This is a genomic window from Bradyrhizobium sp. IAR9, from assembly GCF_013408065.1.
Classification (GTDB): Bacteria; Pseudomonadota; Alphaproteobacteria; order Rhizobiales; family Xanthobacteraceae; genus Bradyrhizobium.
On sequence record NZ_JACBZW010000003.1, the window covers coordinates 216,046 to 231,765 of the forward strand.

Annotated in this window: 12 protein-coding genes; 5 read left to right on the forward strand and 7 right to left on the reverse strand. The window is 64.7% G+C overall.

Annotation, left to right across the window (positions count from 1 at the left end; translation table 11 throughout):
- Positions 1-6 precede the first annotated feature (6 nt).
- Positions 7-792, forward strand: a complete 786-nt coding sequence (locus GGD67_RS10050) for a 2-keto-4-pentenoate hydratase (protein ID WP_179732467.1) — start codon at positions 7-9, stop codon at positions 790-792.
- 161 nt (positions 793-953) lie between these two features.
- Here GGD67_RS10050 and GGD67_RS10055 read toward each other — a convergent pair whose 3' ends face one another.
- On the reverse strand, positions 954-1,643 hold the full coding sequence (locus tag GGD67_RS10055) for a YggS family pyridoxal phosphate-dependent enzyme (protein WP_179732469.1): 690 nt from the start codon (positions 1,641-1,643) through the stop codon (positions 954-956).
- A 108-nt stretch (positions 1,644-1,751) separates the two neighbouring features.
- Between GGD67_RS10055 and GGD67_RS10060 the strand changes: the two genes are divergently transcribed.
- On the forward strand, positions 1,752-3,455 hold the full coding sequence (locus GGD67_RS10060; RefSeq protein ID WP_092251310.1) for a diguanylate cyclase domain-containing protein: 1,704 nt from the start codon (positions 1,752-1,754) through the stop codon (positions 3,453-3,455).
- Here the strand turns inward: GGD67_RS10060 and GGD67_RS10065 are convergent.
- On the reverse strand, positions 3,452-4,498 hold the full coding sequence (locus GGD67_RS10065) for a GGDEF domain-containing protein (protein ID WP_179733031.1): 1,047 nt from the start codon (positions 4,496-4,498) through the stop codon (positions 3,452-3,454). The two genes, GGD67_RS10060 and GGD67_RS10065, sit on opposite strands and share 4 nt — an antisense overlap.
- Before the next feature lie 191 nt (positions 4,499-4,689).
- Between GGD67_RS10065 and leuS the strand changes: the two genes are divergently transcribed.
- The 3 genes from leuS (at position 4,690) to holA (ending at position 8,990) form a co-directional block, all read left to right on the forward strand.
- The gene (gene leuS / locus GGD67_RS10070; protein WP_179732472.1) at positions 4,690-7,314 is read left to right on the forward strand and encodes a leucine--tRNA ligase; all 2,625 of its coding nucleotides are present in this window, start codon (positions 4,690-4,692) and stop codon (positions 7,312-7,314) included.
- Entirely contained in the window at positions 7,301-7,852 is a 552-nt protein-coding gene (gene lptE, locus GGD67_RS10075) for an LPS assembly lipoprotein LptE (protein ID WP_018323549.1), read from the forward strand. Before leuS ends, lptE begins: the two co-directional genes overlap by 14 nt.
- A gap of 109 nt (positions 7,853-7,961) precedes the next feature.
- Entirely contained in the window at positions 7,962-8,990 is a 1,029-nt protein-coding gene (gene holA, locus GGD67_RS10080; RefSeq protein ID WP_179733033.1) for a DNA polymerase III subunit delta, read from the forward strand.
- Between the two features lie 150 nt (positions 8,991-9,140).
- Here holA and GGD67_RS10085 read toward each other — a convergent pair whose 3' ends face one another.
- From GGD67_RS10085 to mnmE, 5 genes are all read right to left on the reverse strand, one after another.
- A complete protein-coding gene (locus GGD67_RS10085) occupies positions 9,141-10,028 on the reverse strand; it encodes a ParB/RepB/Spo0J family partition protein (RefSeq protein WP_026202946.1) in 888 nt (295 codons plus the stop codon).
- A 158-nt stretch (positions 10,029-10,186) separates the two neighbouring features.
- Complete coding sequence (locus tag GGD67_RS10090) at positions 10,187-11,065, reverse strand: ParA family protein (RefSeq protein WP_018323546.1); 879 nt, start codon at positions 11,063-11,065, stop codon at positions 10,187-10,189.
- Positions 11,066-11,096: 31 nt separating this feature from the next.
- Positions 11,097-11,768 (reverse strand): 16S rRNA (guanine(527)-N(7))-methyltransferase RsmG, encoded by a 672-nt coding sequence (gene rsmG / locus GGD67_RS10095; protein ID WP_179733034.1) that lies wholly within the window; start codon positions 11,766-11,768, stop codon positions 11,097-11,099.
- Positions 11,769-11,879: 111 nt separating this feature from the next.
- Positions 11,880-13,760 carry a tRNA uridine-5-carboxymethylaminomethyl(34) synthesis enzyme MnmG gene (gene mnmG / locus GGD67_RS10100; RefSeq protein ID WP_179732474.1) on the reverse strand — a complete coding sequence of 627 codons (1,881 nt, stop codon included), beginning with the start codon at positions 13,758-13,760 and terminating at the stop codon, positions 11,880-11,882.
- Positions 13,761-14,239: 479 nt separating this feature from the next.
- Positions 14,240-15,589 (reverse strand): tRNA uridine-5-carboxymethylaminomethyl(34) synthesis GTPase MnmE, encoded by a 1,350-nt coding sequence (gene mnmE / locus GGD67_RS10105; RefSeq protein ID WP_179732476.1) that lies wholly within the window; start codon positions 15,587-15,589, stop codon positions 14,240-14,242.
- Positions 15,590-15,720 lie beyond the last annotated feature (131 nt).

Genomic DNA, 15,720 nt, shown 5'->3' on the forward strand with positions numbered 1-15,720 from the left:
GGATGCATGCTCGACAGGGATCAGATCGCGGCCGCCTCGCGCGTGCTCGTTCAACATTGGCGCGACGGCACCAAGCTAGAGGTGCTGGAGCCGCGGTTGCGGCCACAGGACCGCACGGAGGGCTACGCCATCCAGGCCGGGCTCGAAACATTGTCGCGCGGGACATTGTTCGGCTGGAAGATCGCGGCCACGAGCGTATCAGGACAGAAGCACATCAACGTCACCGGACCGCTGGCCGGTCGCATCATGAGCGACACCGTGATCGCCGATGGCGGGACTGCGTCGATGAAGGGCAACGAGATGCGCGTCGGCGAACCTGAATTCGCCTTCCGCATGGGACGCGATCTGCCGCCGCGTGCAACGCCCTACAGCGTCGATGAGGTGCTCGCCGCCGTCGACACTTTCCATCCTGCGATCGAGATTCCCGATTCGCGGTTTGCCGATTTCGCCAGTGCGGGCGAGGCGCAGCTGATCGCCGACAATGCCTGCGCGCATCTGTTCGTGCTGGGCGCGGCGACGACTGCGAACTGGCGTGGGATGGATCTCGTCGAGGAGCGGCCAAAGATTATGCTGCGCGGCGAGCGCTATGTCGGCCACGGCAAGAACGTGCTCGGCGATCCCCGCGTAGCGCTCGCCTGGCTCGCCAATGAGCTGCGCGGACTTGGACTGACCTTGCGGGCAGGGGAGGTGGTGACCACAGGCACGTGCCATCCGCCGCTGCCGATCCAGGCCGGCGATCATCTCGCGGCGGACTTTGGCGTGCTCGGGAAGGTATCGGTGGGATTTGTGTAGACCCGACCCACTCCACCGTCGTCCCTGCGAACGCAGGACCCATAACCCCAGGGAGAAGTTTGGCGAGGATTGGGAGTTACCTGAGTTTCGCCGGTACGAAGACCACCTATCAATCGGAGATCACGCGGTATGGGTCCCTGCGTTCGCAGGGACGACAACAACTATCTATGCCCGAAGATCGCACTCCCCACGCGCACATGGGTGGCACCTAGCATGATGGCATTGGCGAAATCCGCGCTCATGCCCATCGAGAGATTGGTCAATCCATTACGCGCGGCGATCTTGGCGGCCAGCGCGAAATGCGCCGCCGGCGGCTCGTCGACCGGCGGGATGCACATCAATCCGGAGATCGTCAGCCCATAGGTGTCGCGGCAGCTGGCGAGGAAGGCGTCGGCCTCGCCGGGCGCGATGCCGGCCTTCTGCGGCTCCTCGCCGGTGTTGATCTGGACGAAGAGTTGCGGGTGCTTGTTCTGGGATTCGATTTCCTTGGCTAACGCCTGGCAAATGCTCGGACGGTCGACCGAATGGATCGCGTCGAACAGCGCGACCGCCTCTTTCGCCTTGTTGGACTGCAACGGTCCGATCAGATGCAGCGCGATGCCCGAGTAAACAGACGTTAACGCAGGCCACTTGCCTTTGGCCTCCTGCACCCGATTCTCGCCGAATACGCGCTGTCCGGCGTCGATAACCGGGGTAATTGCATCCGCGGCGAAAGTCTTGGACACCGCGATCAGCGTCACGGAGGCGCGATCGCGCCGCGCATCCTTGCAGGCACGGGCGATTTCGGCTTCGACCGCGGCGAGCGCGCTTGGTGAATGGCCGGTTATCGGCGCGGCGTTGGCTTCTGTCATGACGTCGATTGGCTGTGATCCTGACCGAGGTAAGTCCAATTTTACCGAGTTCAAGAAAGAGTTTTTGAACCCTTCGCTTTACCTTGGCCGACGGGGTGGGTAGCGAAGATGGCAACAATCAGTCTCAACCGCAAACGAGCGAAACTCAAGCAGGTTCTCGGAATCCGGGCGCGGCTTGCATTGCTCGCGGTGATTCTGGTGGCGCCATTGATGCTCGAGCGCATCCGTTCGCTCGAAGATACCCGCACCCGGCAGATCGCACAGGCCACGGTTGAATTCACCACCGTCGCGCGGCACAGCGCCGATGCGCAACGCGAGGTGATCTCGTCGGTCGAGACCATTCTGAAATCGGAGGCCTTCATCCGCGCCTCCGCCGGCGGCGTCAGCAAGAGCTGCGACGTGCTGCGCGCGAGCCTGCCGTCGAACCTGCCCTGGATCCGCACGCTTTTGATCGCCGGCGCAGACGGGCGCATCCAGTGCGCGACGAACAATATGTATGTCGGCCTCGACCTGAGCGACCGGCCCTACTTTCAGCAGGCCCAAACGAGCGGCCGCTTCGTGCTGAGCGATTTCATCCTGTCGCGGCCGATAGCAGCACCGACGGTGATGGCGGCTTATCCCGTATCGGCTTTCAGCGGCGTGTCCGATGCCGTCGTCCTTGCCACGGTCAATCTCGACTGGATGTCGAAGGTCATGAGCAATCTGGGCGGCCGCGCCGGCATCACCGCCGTGCTGGTCGACAGCGCAGGCACCGTGCTGGCCGCTCCGGCCGATCAGCACAGCGCAGTCGGCCGTCCGCTCGACAACATGCCGCTGATGTCGGCGATCGCCGACAGGGCACTGCGTTCCGACCAGGACGAAGGCTCACTGTCTTTCCTCGCCGCCGACGGCTCGCGCCGCGCGGTCAGCTACATCCGCATCTCCGGCACCAACGCCCGCCTGATCGCCAGCATCGACGAAGACAAGGTGTCCGCGGCGGTCAACCGCGACATCCGCACCGCCTATCTCCAGCTCGCTTTCGTCGTCGTGTTCGTCCTGCTCGGCGCGCTGATCGCCGCCGAAAAGCTCGTCATCAAGCCGATCGAGATGCTCGTCGACATGGCCAAGCGTCTCGGCGAGGGCGATCTGTCGGCGCGCGCGGCGCGCAATCGCCTGCCGGCCGAGTTCGTGCCGCTGGCCCGCGCGTTCAACGCGATGGCGGCGCAGCTGAGCCAGCGCGAGCGCGAGCTGATCGCGAGCAACGACCGGCTGACGGTGATGGCCTCGATCGACATGCTGTCGGGGCTCGCCAACCGGCGCGGCTTCCAGAGCCGGCTCGACTTCGAGTGGATGCGCGCGCAGCAATATGGCAGCGACCTCGCGCTGCTGATGATCGACGTCGACCATTTCAAGCTGTTCAACGACACCTATGGCCATCTCGAAGGCGATTCCTGCCTGACCAGGCTCGGCGAGTCGCTGTCCGGCATCGCCGCCGACACGATGGGCTTTGCGGCACGCTATGGCGGCGAGGAATTCTGCCTGCTGCTGCCGAACACCGACGTGAACCGCGCCGTCGAAATCGGCGAGCTGGCCCGCGCGGCCGTGCTGAAGCTGTGCCTGCCGCACATCACCTCGGCCCACATGATCGTCACCGTCTCGATCGGCGTTGCCGCGACGAAGCCGAACGAGGCCTTGCGTCCCGGCGACCTGATCGAAGCCGCCGACGCCGCGCTCTACGCCGCAAAACACCGCGGCCGCAACAATGTCGTCGAGCACGGCGTGCAGGCGATCGAGACCGGCGCCGTCGAAATGATGATGGCGGCGAGCGCCTAACCCGCAGTCCCCACGCGATCGAGCTCGGTTTCCGTCACCACGCGATTGCGGCCGCTGCCCTTGGCGAGATAGAGCGCGCGGTCGCAACGCTCGATGAGATCGGTGATCGCTTCGCCGGCCCGGTACTGCGCCACGCCGATCGACACGCTGATGCTGGGCAGGACCTCGCCGGTGGAGCGGCGTGTGATCGTGCACTCGGCGAGCGCGTGCCTGATCCGCTCGGCAATCTCGGCGCAGGTGGCGAGATCGGCATCCGGCAGCACCGCGATCAGCTCCTCGCCGCCATAGCGGGCCGGCAGATCCTGCTCGCGAACCTTTTCACGCAGCACCTTCGCCATCAGGCGCAGCACCTGGTCGCCGACGCCGTGGCCGAAATTGTCGTTGAAGCTCTTGAAGTGGTCGATGTCGAGCATCAGCACGCTGAGCGGCTCGCCCCACGCCGCAGTCGCCAGCGCCTTGCGCAGGAATTCGTCGAGCGCCCGCCGGTTTGCGAGGCCGGTCAGCGTGTCGGTCCGGGCGCGCTCCTCGGACCTCGATAGCGAATCGCGGATCACGTCGAGCTCGCGGGTCTTTTCCGCAAAGCCTGCCTCCAGCCGTGTCGCCCGTGTGGCGGCCCGCGCCAGCTCGTTCATGAGCTGGGCAACCAGCGCCTTCGGATCGACGCCGGCCTTGCCCTGGTCCGCCACCTCGCTGATGACCTGCATCTGCGAATGATTGTCGGCGATCGCGGTCGCCAGAAACTCCTTCGCGGCCCCCATGAGCGCCTGCAGCCGCTCGGACGTGTCGACCACGGCGGCACTCACCTGGGGCGCGACATAGGTCTTGAACAGGTCCTGATTGGTTCGGGCGTCGAACGGACGATTGTGGTCGATCAGGAGATCGATCGCGTTGCGCAGATCCTCTTGGCCGTCCCCGAAATACAGGAACCAGACGGCAAAATTGGCCGGGGTCGGCGCAATCCGCTGTTCGGCCATGCTCCGCATCGCCCGTCCGGCAATGGACGCGGCATAGTCGTAATCGGGCTCGTCGAAGCTGGAATCCATCGCACTCATGCGGTCTCGTCGGGCCGCAAATTGGCATTGACCCCTTAATCACACCCCAACGCCGACCTTCGTAGTTATGCGGAGGCGCCGGCAAGGTTCCAAACCGCGGCAACCCATTGACCCCCTAAGGACTTCTATGGCCTAGTCCGCCGTCTTGAGACGGCCGAACCCACGAAAACCCCAACGATTCCATGACCTCCGAACGCTATAACGCCCGCGACGCCGAACCGCGCTGGCAACGCCTCTGGGACGAACAGGCGATCTTCGTCTCCAAGAACGACGATTCGCGGCCGAAATACTATGTGCTCGAGATGTTCCCCTACCCGTCCGGGCGCATCCATATCGGCCATGTCCGGAATTATACGCTCGGCGACGTGCTGGCCCGCTTCATGCGCGCCAAGGGGTTCAACGTGCTGCATCCGATGGGCTGGGACGCTTTCGGCCTGCCGGCCGAGAATGCCGCGATCGAGCGCAAGGTCGCGCCGAAAGCCTGGACCTACGACAACATCGCCGCGATGAAGAAGCAGCTCCGCTCGATCGGGCTGTCACTGGACTGGTCACGCGAATTCGCGACCTGCGACCCCAGCTACTACAAGCATCAGCAGAAGATGTTCCTGGACATGCTCGCCGCCGGCCTCGCCGAGCGCGAGAAGCGCAAGCTCAACTGGGATCCGGTCGACATGACCGTGCTCGCCAACGAGCAAGTGATCGACGGCCGGGGCTGGCGCTCCGGTGCGATCGTCGAGCAGCGTGAGATGAGCCAATGGGTCTTCAAGATCACGAAGTACTCGCAGGAGCTGCTGTCCGCGCTCGACGGGCTCGATCGCTGGCCCGACAAGGTGCGGCTGATGCAGCGCAACTGGATCGGCCGCTCGGAAGGGCTGCTGGTCCGCTTCGCGCTGGATCAGGCGACGACGCCCGCCGGCGAGAGTGAGCTGAAGATCTTCACGACGCGCCCGGACACGCTGTTCGGCGCGAAATTCATGGCTATCTCGGCAGATCATCCGCTGGCACAGGCAGCCGCCGCGAAGAACCCTGAGCTTGCGGAGTTCATTGCCGACATCAAGAAGATCGGCACCGCGCAGTCGATCATCGACACCGCGGAGAAGCAGGGCTTTGACACCGGCATCCGTGCGGTGCACCCGTTCGATCCGAATTGGAAGCTGCCGGTCTATGTCGCCAATTTCGTGCTGATGGAATACGGCACCGGCGCGATCTTCGGCTGCCCGGCGCACGACCAGCGCGACCTCGACTTCGTCAACAAGTACAATCTCGGCAATACGCCGGTAGTGTGCCCCGAGGGCCAGGACCCGAAGTCGTTCGTCATCACCGACACCGCCTATGACGGTGACGGTCGCATGATCAATTCGCGCTTCCTCGACGGCATGACCATCGAGCAGGCCAAGGACGAGGTCGCAAAACGTCTGGAAAGCGAGCTGCGCGGCAACGCGCCGGTCGGCGAGCGCCAGGTGAATTTCCGCCTGCGCGACTGGGGCATTTCGCGTCAGCGCTATTGGGGCTGTCCCATTCCCGTCATCCATTGCCCGGAATGCGATGTGGTGCCGGTACCGGATGCCGATTTGCCGGTGACGCTGCCTGACGATGCGACCTTCGACAAGCCGGGCAACGCGCTCGACCATCATCCGACCTGGAAGCACGTCACCTGCCCCAAATGCGGCGGCAAAGCCCAGCGCGAAACCGACACCATGGACACCTTCGTGGATTCGTCCTGGTACTTTGCGCGCTTCACCGATCCCTGGAACGAGACCGCGCCGACGACGCCCGCCGTCGCCAACCGGATGCTGCCGGTCGACCAATATATCGGCGGCGTCGAGCACGCGATCCTGCATCTGCTCTACAGCCGCTTCTTCACCCGCGCGATGAAGGCGACCGGGCACATCGCGCTGGACGAGCCGTTCGCCGGCATGTTCACGCAAGGCATGGTGGTGCACGAGACCTACCAGAAGGCCGACGGCACCTATGTGCAGCCGGCCGAGGTCAAGGTCGAGGTCGGCGGAAATGGGCGCCGCGCAACGCTATTGACGACGGGCGAAGACATCCAGATCGGCCCGATCGAGAAGATGTCGAAATCGAAGAAGAACACGGTCGACCCCGACGACATCATCGAGACCTACGGTGCCGATGTCGCCCGCTGGTTCATGCTGTCGGATTCCCCGCCCGACCGCGACGTGATCTGGAGCGACGAGCGCGTCCAGGGTGCCTCGCGTTTCGTGCAGCGGCTGTGGCGGCTGGTGAACGATTCCATCGAGCTCGGCAAAGCCGCGCCGGCGGCCCGGCCGGCCAGCTTCGGCCCCGACGCGACCGCCTTGCGCAAGGCCGCCCATGGCGCGCTCGACAAGGTCACCACCGGAATCGAGCGGCTGCACTTCAACGTCTGCCTGGCCCATATCCGCGAATTCGCCAATACCTTCTCGGAGATCCTGCAGCGCCCCGGCCAGCCAACCCCCGATTTGGCTTGGGCGATCCGCGAAGCCGGTCAGATCCTGGTCCAGCTGTTCTCCCCGATGATGCCGCACCTTGCCGAAGAGTGCTGGCAAGCTCTGGGCCAGAGCGGGCTGGTTTCCGAGGCCAATTGGCCGCAAATCGAACGCGATTTGCTGGTTGAAGACAGCGTGACCCTCGTGGTCCAGGTCAACGGCAAGAAGCGGGGTGACGTCACAGTTGCAACAGCGGCCCAGAATCCGGAAATCGAGGCTGCCGTTTTGGCTCTCGATGCGGTAAAACTGGCCCTGGACGGCAAGCCCGTCCGCAAGGTGATCATCGTCCCCAAGAGGATCGTAAATGTTGTCGGCTAGGATCCGCATCGCAGCCCGCTTGCTGGCGGTCGCCGCATTGGCGGCGCTGACGGCTGGTTGCTTCCAGCCGATGTATGCCGAGCGTGGCGACGGCACCCCCGGCTTGCGCGAGAAGCTGATGGGGGTCGAGCTCCCGCCGATCGCCAAGCCCAATGCCTCCCGCGAGGCCCGTGTCGGTGTCGAAGTCCGCAATGCTCTCGCCTTCAAGCTCTACGGCACCGCGACCGGAATGCCGCCGACCCATCGGCTGGACATCCGCTTCACCTCCAGCCGTTCTTCGCTGATCGTCAGCGCCACGACGGGATTGCCGACCAGCGAAAACCTCGGCATCGACGCCCAGTACAATCTGATCGAGGTCGCGACCGGCAAGTCGGTGATGACCGGCACCACGTTCTCGCGCGTGTCCTATGACATGCCCGGGTCCTATCAGCGCTTCTCCCGCACCCGCGCCGTCCGCGACGCGGAGGATCGTGCCGCCAACGAGATCGCCGAGAACATCACGACCCGGCTCGCCTCGTTCTTCACCGCTGGCACGTAGTGCATTCCCGTCATTCCGGGGCGCCCGCAGGGCGAACCCGGAATCCAGAGATTATAGATCGAGATTCCGGGTTCGCGCTTCGCGCGCCCCGGAATGACAGTTGGGCCCGATGGTCGCGCTGCGTGGAAAAGAGATCGACGCCTTCCTCGCCCGCCCCGATGCGGGCCGTCCGATCATCCTGCTCTACGGTCCCGATGCCGGCCTGGTGCGCGAGCGCGCCGATGCGCTGATCGCATCGGCCGTCGATGATCCCAACGATCCGTTCTCGCTGGTCAAGCTCGACGGCGACGAGCTCTCCGCCGAGCCCTCGCGCCTTGTCGACGAAGCCATGACGGTGCCGCTGTTCGGCGGCCGACGCGCCATCCGCATCCGCGCCGGCTCGCGCAGCTTTGCCAGCGGCATCGATACGCTGGCCGAGATGAGCGTGAAGGATTGCCGCATCGTGATCGAGGCCGGCGAGCTGCGCCCGGATTCGCCGCTGCGAAAAGCCTGCGAGAAGGCCAAGGCCGCCGTGGCGATCGGCTGCTATCCCGACACGGAGCGCGACCTCGCCAAGCTGATGGATGACGAATTGCGCATCGCAAATTTGCGCATCGCGCAGGATGCCCGTGCGGCGCTGATGTCGTTCCTCGGCGGCGACCGCCAGGCCTCGCGCAACGAGCTGCGCAAGCTGACGCTCTACGCGCACGGCAAGGGCGAGGTCACGCTGGATGACGTGATGGCCGTGGTCGCCGACGCCTCCGAGCTGAAGCTCGACCCGATCGTCGACGGCGCCTTTGCCGGACGGCCCGACATCGTCGAGACCGAATTCGCAAAGGCCATGATCGCCGGCACCTATCCCGGCGTGATCATCTCTGCCGCGCAGCGTCAGGCTGCGTGGCTGCACAAATCCGCGCTCGCGATCGCCGACGGCCAGCCTGCCTCCGCCGTGCTCGATGGCGGCTATCCGCGCCTGCATTTCTCACGTAAGCCCGCGGTCGAAACGGCGCTACGAAATTTCAGCGTGGCGCGGCTCGCCGCCATCATCGAGCAGCTCGCAACCGCCGCGCTCGACACCCGCAAGCAATCCACGCTGGCCGCCGCCATCGCCCAGCGGACATTGATGGCCATTGCTGCGAATGCAAAGCGGCGGGGCTGAGCCACGCTGTCGTCCCCGCGAACGCGGGGATCCATAATCACAGGAAGTGGTTTGGCGAAGACTTGCAGTCCGGTACTGCGCCCCCGGCCCGATCGCTAAATCACGCGGTATGGGTCCCCGCGTTCGCGGGGACGACAGCGAGGGCTTGGCCTACAGCGCGCCCTTGGCCAGCCGCTTCATCACCTCGTCGAGCTGATCGAGGTTGCGGTAGTTGATCTGGACCGAGCCGCCGGGGTCGCGGTGATTGACGGTGACCTTGAGACCGAGCGCATCGCTGACGCGCTTTTCGAGATCGATCGTATCAGGGTCTTTCTCCTTGCCCCCGCTGGCGCGCGCCTTCTGCGGCTTGCGCTCCGGCACGCCCTCTTCATGCGCGAGCGCCTCGGCCTGGCGGACGTTGAGGCCTTCCTCGACGATGCGCTTGGCGGCCGCGAGCGGATCCGGCACGCCGATCAGCGCGCGGGCGTGACCGGCCGTCAGCTCGCCGGTCGCGATGAAGGCCTGCACCTCCGCCGGCAGCTTCGTCAGCCGCATCATGTTGGCGACGTGGCTGCGGCTCTTGCCGACGACCTTTGCGATGTCGTCCTGGCTGCGTTTGAACTCGTTGGCGAGCGCGTGATAGCCCTGCGCCTCTTCCATCGGGTTGAGGTCCTCGCGCTGCACGTTCTCGACGATCGCGAACTCCAGTGCATCGCTGTCGCTGATGTCGACCGGGACGATCGGCACCTCGTGCAGGCCGGCCATCTGCGAGGCGCGCCAGCGCCGTTCGCCGGCGATGATCTCGAAGCGATCCTGTGCGCCCTTCACCGGACGCACCACGATCGGCTGGATCACGCCGTGCTGCCTGATCGACTCGCTGAGCTCCTTCAGCTCGGTGTCCGAAAAGGTGCGACGCGGATTGCGCGGATTGGCCTTGATGAACTCGATCGGCACCTTGCGTTGCGCGCGCGGCCGATCGACATGCTGAGCCTCGCCGCCGACGTCGCCGATCAGACTTGCAAGACCCCGGCCCAGTCGCGAACGCGCTTCGTCGGCCATCGCCAGCTCCCTTGGATTCACGGTGCAGCACTCCAGAACTGAATTTCGAAACTTGTAGGACGTAGGGCGGATTAGCGTAGCGACATCCGCCGCCGGCTTGTTCGAGGCGAGATAGACGGCGGGTTACGCTGCGCTAACCCGCCCTACGGATCTCTCCGTCAATGCGTGACGCGCAGCTCGCGCTCGCGCTGAATCACTTCAGTGGCAAGCCGCAAATACGCTTCGCTGCCGACGCATTTGAGATCGTAGACCAGCACCGGCTTGCCGTAGGACGGCGCCTCCGAGATGCGCACGTTGCGCGGGATCATGGTCTTGTAAACCTTCTCGCCCATGAATTGCCGGACGTCGGCGACGACCTGGTTGGAGAGGTTGTTGCGCGAGTCGAACATGGTCAGCACGATGCCGTGGATCGACAGGTTCGGATTGAGCGTCGAGCGCACCTGCTCCACCGTCTGCAAGAGTTGCGACAGACCTTCGAGCGCGAAGAACTCGCACTGCAGCGGCACCAGGATCGCGTCGGAGGCCGCCATCGCGTTCACCGTGAGCAGGTTGAGCGAGGGCGGGCAGTCGATCAGCACATAGGTGTAGTCGGCATCCGGCGAGACGTTGTTGTTGAGCGCTCCGATGGCGTCGCGCAGCTTGAAGGCGCGGCCTGGCGTAGTGCCGAGCTCGAGCTCGAGGCCGGAGAGATCCATGGTCGAGGGCGCGATGTGGAGCCGCGGCACCGCGGTCGAGACGACGGCCTCGCGCAGCGGGGCTTCACCAATCAGCACGTCATAGGTCGAGCAGGAGCGGTTGCGGCGATCGATGCCGAGGCCGGTCGAGGCGTTGCCCTGCGGATCGAGATCGACGATCAGGACGCGCTCGCCGATCGCAGCGAGCGCCGTGCCGAGGTTGATCGCTGTGGTTGTTTTTCCCACACCGCCCTTCTGATTCGCCAGCGCCAGGATGCGCGGATGGCCATGCGGCACCTCGCTGGTCGGTTCCTGGGTCGGCTCTTGGGTCTGCTCTTGCTGCGGCTCGTCAATCACGGTCATCGAAATTTTCCCCACTCAACCCCTGAGCGCCTCAGCTGCGCCGTTCGGCGGCATCGAGCTCCACGATCCAGCCGTCACCCGTGCGGCTATGGTGGAGCCGAGGCTCGATATTCCAATATTTAGCGGCTTCGGTCAATTCAGCCTCTACATCTTGACCCTTAGGAAATAGCGCCTTTGCGCCCTGGCGCATCAGCGGCTCCGCAAAGCCGATGAGTTGATGTAGCGGAGCCAGCGCACGCGCGGTGACGCAATCGACGGGGCCGGTGATTCTATCCACATTATCCCCGATCTCAGCGAGATGTACGACTCCCGGAGATGTGGTGACGCGAATTGCTTCGCGCAGAAACGCCGCCTTCTTGGCGATTCGCTCAACGAGATGAACTTTCGCGCCCGGCGACGCCGCCATGGCGCAGGCCAGGACGACGCCGGGAAAACCGCCGCCACTGCCGAGATCGGCCCAGCGCTTTGCGGCGGGCGCGAGATCGACGAGCTGGAGCGAATCGGCGATGTGCCGGGTCCAGAGGTTTGGCAGGGTCGAGGGCGCGACGAGATTGGTCTTGGCCTGCCACTCCCGCAGCAATGCGATGTAGCGGTCAAGCCGGGCTTCCGTTTCATGTGAAACGGGGGCGAGCTTCAGCGCCTCACGTTTGTCGGCAGCGATGACGGAATCGAGCGACTGATCATTGGCGCTGGCCTTGTCGATCTTCGGTCTGGCCGGTGCCGGTTCAGATCGACGATCCGCGCCCTCGCCTGTCCCTGGTCGTCGCGTTAGCGGTCTGTCCCCGCCCGGTCCGCGCTGTTTCACGTGAAACGCCTATGCGATTGCCTGGGAGGATTTGCGGGCCTCGCGGCGGAGATAGGCCGCGAGAATGCCGAGCGCGGCCGGGGTCATGCCATCGATGCGGCCGGCCTGACCGACCGTGAATGGCCGTGCCTTCTCCAGCTTGGCGCGGACCTCGTTGGAGAGCCCGGGCACCTGCTGGTAATCGACCTCCGACAGCACCAGCCCCTCGTCGCGCCGGAAGGCCTCGACGTCGGCGCTCTGGCGCTCGAGGTAGACATCGTACTTGGCGTCGATCTCGAGATGGGTGGCGATAACAGGATCGATGGCCGACAGCTCCGGCCAGATCGCGCGGACCTGGCTCCAGCCGATATCCGGATAGGCCATCAGCGAGAACGCCGACCGGCGCTGGCCATCCCGGTTCAAGAACAGTCCGTGCTTGATCGCCTCGTTCGGGGTGATCGCCAGCGACTTCGAGAGCGCCCTGGCCGCGTTCAGGGCGTCCATCTTGGCGCGATGATGCTGGGTCCGGGCACTGCCGACGCACCCCAAAGCGATCCCCTTCTCGGTCAGACGCTGATCGGCATTGTCCGCCCGCAAGGTCAGACGATACTCGGCCCTGGAGGTGAACATCCGATAGGGCTCGCTGATCCCGCGGGTCACGAGGTCGTCGATCATCACGCCGAGATAGCCGTCTGCGCGGTCGAACACGGTCAGTGCGGCCCCGCTCGCAGCCAGTGCCGCGTTCAGGCCGGCCACGATGCCCTGCCCGGCGGCCTCTTCATAGCCGGTGGTGCCGTTGATCTGTCCGGCCAGGAACAGGCCGCGCAGTCGCTTGGTCTGCAGGGTCGGATCGAGCTCCCTGGGATCGATATGGTCGTATTCGATGGCATAGCCCGGGCGGACCATCTTGACCCGCTCCAGGCCAGGGATGCTGGCGAGGATCGCGAGCTGGACCTCCTCAGGGAGCGAAGTCGAGATGCCGTTGGGATAGACCATGCTGTCGTCGAGCCCTTCGGGCTCTAGGAAGATCTGATGACCGTCGCGATCGCCAAAGCGGACGATCTTGTCCTCGATCGAGGGGCAATAGCGGGGACCAGAGCTCTTGATCTGGCCGGAGTACATCGGCGAGCGATGAACATTGGCCCGGATCACCTCATGGGTCGCGGACGTGGTCCGGGTGATGCCGCACTGGATCTGCGGGGTCGTGATCCGCTCGGTCATCACCGAGAACGGCTCCGGCGGCTCGTCGCCGGGCTGCATTTCGACCGCCGACCAGTCGATCGTGGTGCCGTCCAGACGCGGCGGAGTGCCGGTCTTGAGCCGTCCCAAGGTGAAGCCGGCGCGCTCAAACGAGCCGGAAAGACCCATCGCGGGTGCCTCATCGACGCGGCCGGCCGGCCAGTTCTTCTCGCCGAGATGAATGAGACCGCGGAGGAAGGTGCCCGTGGTGACAACCACAGCCCCTGCCCGGAGCTCACGGCCATCGGCCAGGCGCAGACCGGTGACGCGGCCATCGGCCACGATCAGCTCGTCAGCCTCGCCCTCGATGACCGAGAGACCCTCGGTCTGCCGGATCGCGGCCTGCATCGCGGCGGCATAGAGCTTCCGGTCTGCCTGGGCCCGAGGACCGCGGACGGCGGGACCTTTGCGGCGATTGAGCACGCGAAACTGGATGCCGCCGGCATCGCCCACGCGACCCATCAGACCGTCCAGCGCATCGACCTCCCGAACCAGATGACCCTTGCCGAGGCCGCCGATCGCGGGATTGCAGGACATCGCACCGATGGTGGAGAAACGATGCGTCACCAGAGCGGTCGTCGCGCCCATCCGGGCGGCCGCAGCCGCGGCTTCACAGCCGGCGTGGCCGCCGCCAATCACGATGACGTCGAAGCTCTCTCGCTCTGTTCGCATGGCGGACTTCTAGCTCAGTGTCGGGAAAGCCGGAAGAAGAAACTGGGGAGCTGGATGTTTCACGTGAAACACGAACCAAGGGGGCCCAAGCGATTTCGCGAAAACAACCCCATGCACAGTAGAATTACAGTTGGATTGGCTCGTGTTTCACGTGAAACGAAATCGGCATTCCCCGGACAAAGTGCCGACCGGTCGATGGTGGATCCGCTAGCCGCCACACTCGTCATTGCCAGAATCCCTCCTCGGAAGGCAGTCTGGATCGCTTCGCCTCGAGGGCTCCTCGCAATGACTGGGAGCGAGCGTAGCGCCGCTGAGGCGGTCCTTTGTACGCAGAGAGAGGGAACTTCCATTCGCCGTGCTTCGCGCTGGCCCATCCGAACTCCAAAGCGGATCTATATCGAGCGACGACGAGCCGTGGAATGTTTCACGTGAAACACAAGGAATGGAATAAGGGCTAGTTCTACAATGAAGAACTAGACTTACTTTCCAATGCAAAACTTTTGGAAGATGGCTTCGAGGACGTCTTCGACATCCACCCGGCCCAGCAATCGGCCCAAGGCGTAAGCGGCAGCGCGCAGCTCTTCGGCCGCAAGCTCCTCGCCGTCTTCTACAAGGTCCAGACTCCGGCGCAAGCTTTCTGACGTCCGGACCAACAGATCCCGCTGGCGAGCCCGGGTCACCAGCGCGCCCTCGGTGGCTCCGAAAAACTCAGAAGCGAATTTAACCAGCGCGTCCACAAGGTCCGGGACACCATCCCCCCGACTCGCCGAGATCCCGAACTCGGCCCGCGGTACGACGCCCTCGCTCAGGTCGATCTTGTTGCGGACGATCCAGACCGGTCCACCGGACGGATCGCCCTCATCAGACGTCCGCGGCGACCGCATCGCACTGGGATCGACGGCCTGCTCCGCCTCAACCAGCCACAGCACGAGGTCGGCGTCTTCGGCGCGGGCCCTCGCCCGGCGCACGCCCTCCTGCTCGACCGGATCATCGGTCTCGCGAATGCCGGCAGTGTCGATCACCGTGACGGGATAGCCATCGAGATCGAGCTGGACCTCGATCACGTCGCGCGTCGTGCCGGCATACGGCGAGACGATCGCGACCTCGCGGCGCGCGAGCTGATTCATCAGGGTCGACTTGCCGACATTCGGCTCGCCTGCGATCGCAACCACGAGGCCCTCGCGCAGACGTTCAGAATGTCCCTGTGCTGCAAGGACTTCTGCAATTTCATCGTACAGCGCTTTGATCGCTTGCACCGCCGGCGCCCTCAGCTCCGCCGGCACATCGCCCTCATCGGAAAAATCGATGCCGGCCTCGATCAGCGCCGACGCCTCGATGATGCGCTCGCGCCAGTCGCGCGCACGGTCCCCGAGCAGGCCCTGCAGCTGGCGCAGCGCCTGACGGCGCTGGCGGTCGGTGTCCGCGTGGATGAGATCGTCGAGGCCCTCGGCTTCGGTGAGGTCGAGCTTGCCATTCTCGAAAGCGCGTCGCGTGAACTCGCCGGGCTCGGCCGCACGCGTATTCGGAATTAAAGAAATCGTGGCGAACAGCACCGAAAGTACGGCGCGGCCGCCATGAACGTGGAATTCGGCGACATCCTCGCCGGTCGCGCTGGCCGGCCCCGGAAACCACAGCACGACCGCATCGTCGATCGGCTGGCCCGCGCCGTCACGAAGCAGCCGGCGGCTGGCCTGCCTCGACGCCGGCAGCTTCCCCGCCAGGGTCGTCAACGCCAAGCCGGCCTGTGGACCCGAAATGCGCACCACGGCGATCGCACTCGGCGCCCGGCCGGACGACAGCGCAAAGATGGTCTGGTCTCGCGGATGCATGGCCTATTTGTCCGGCTCGCGACGAAAAGGCAAACGGGGCCATTCCTTAGACCGCGGCGGGTCGATTTTGCTGCGCTTTTGCCGCAGCAAAGATCATATTGCATTGCAGCAAAGATCCGGAAATTTGCTGC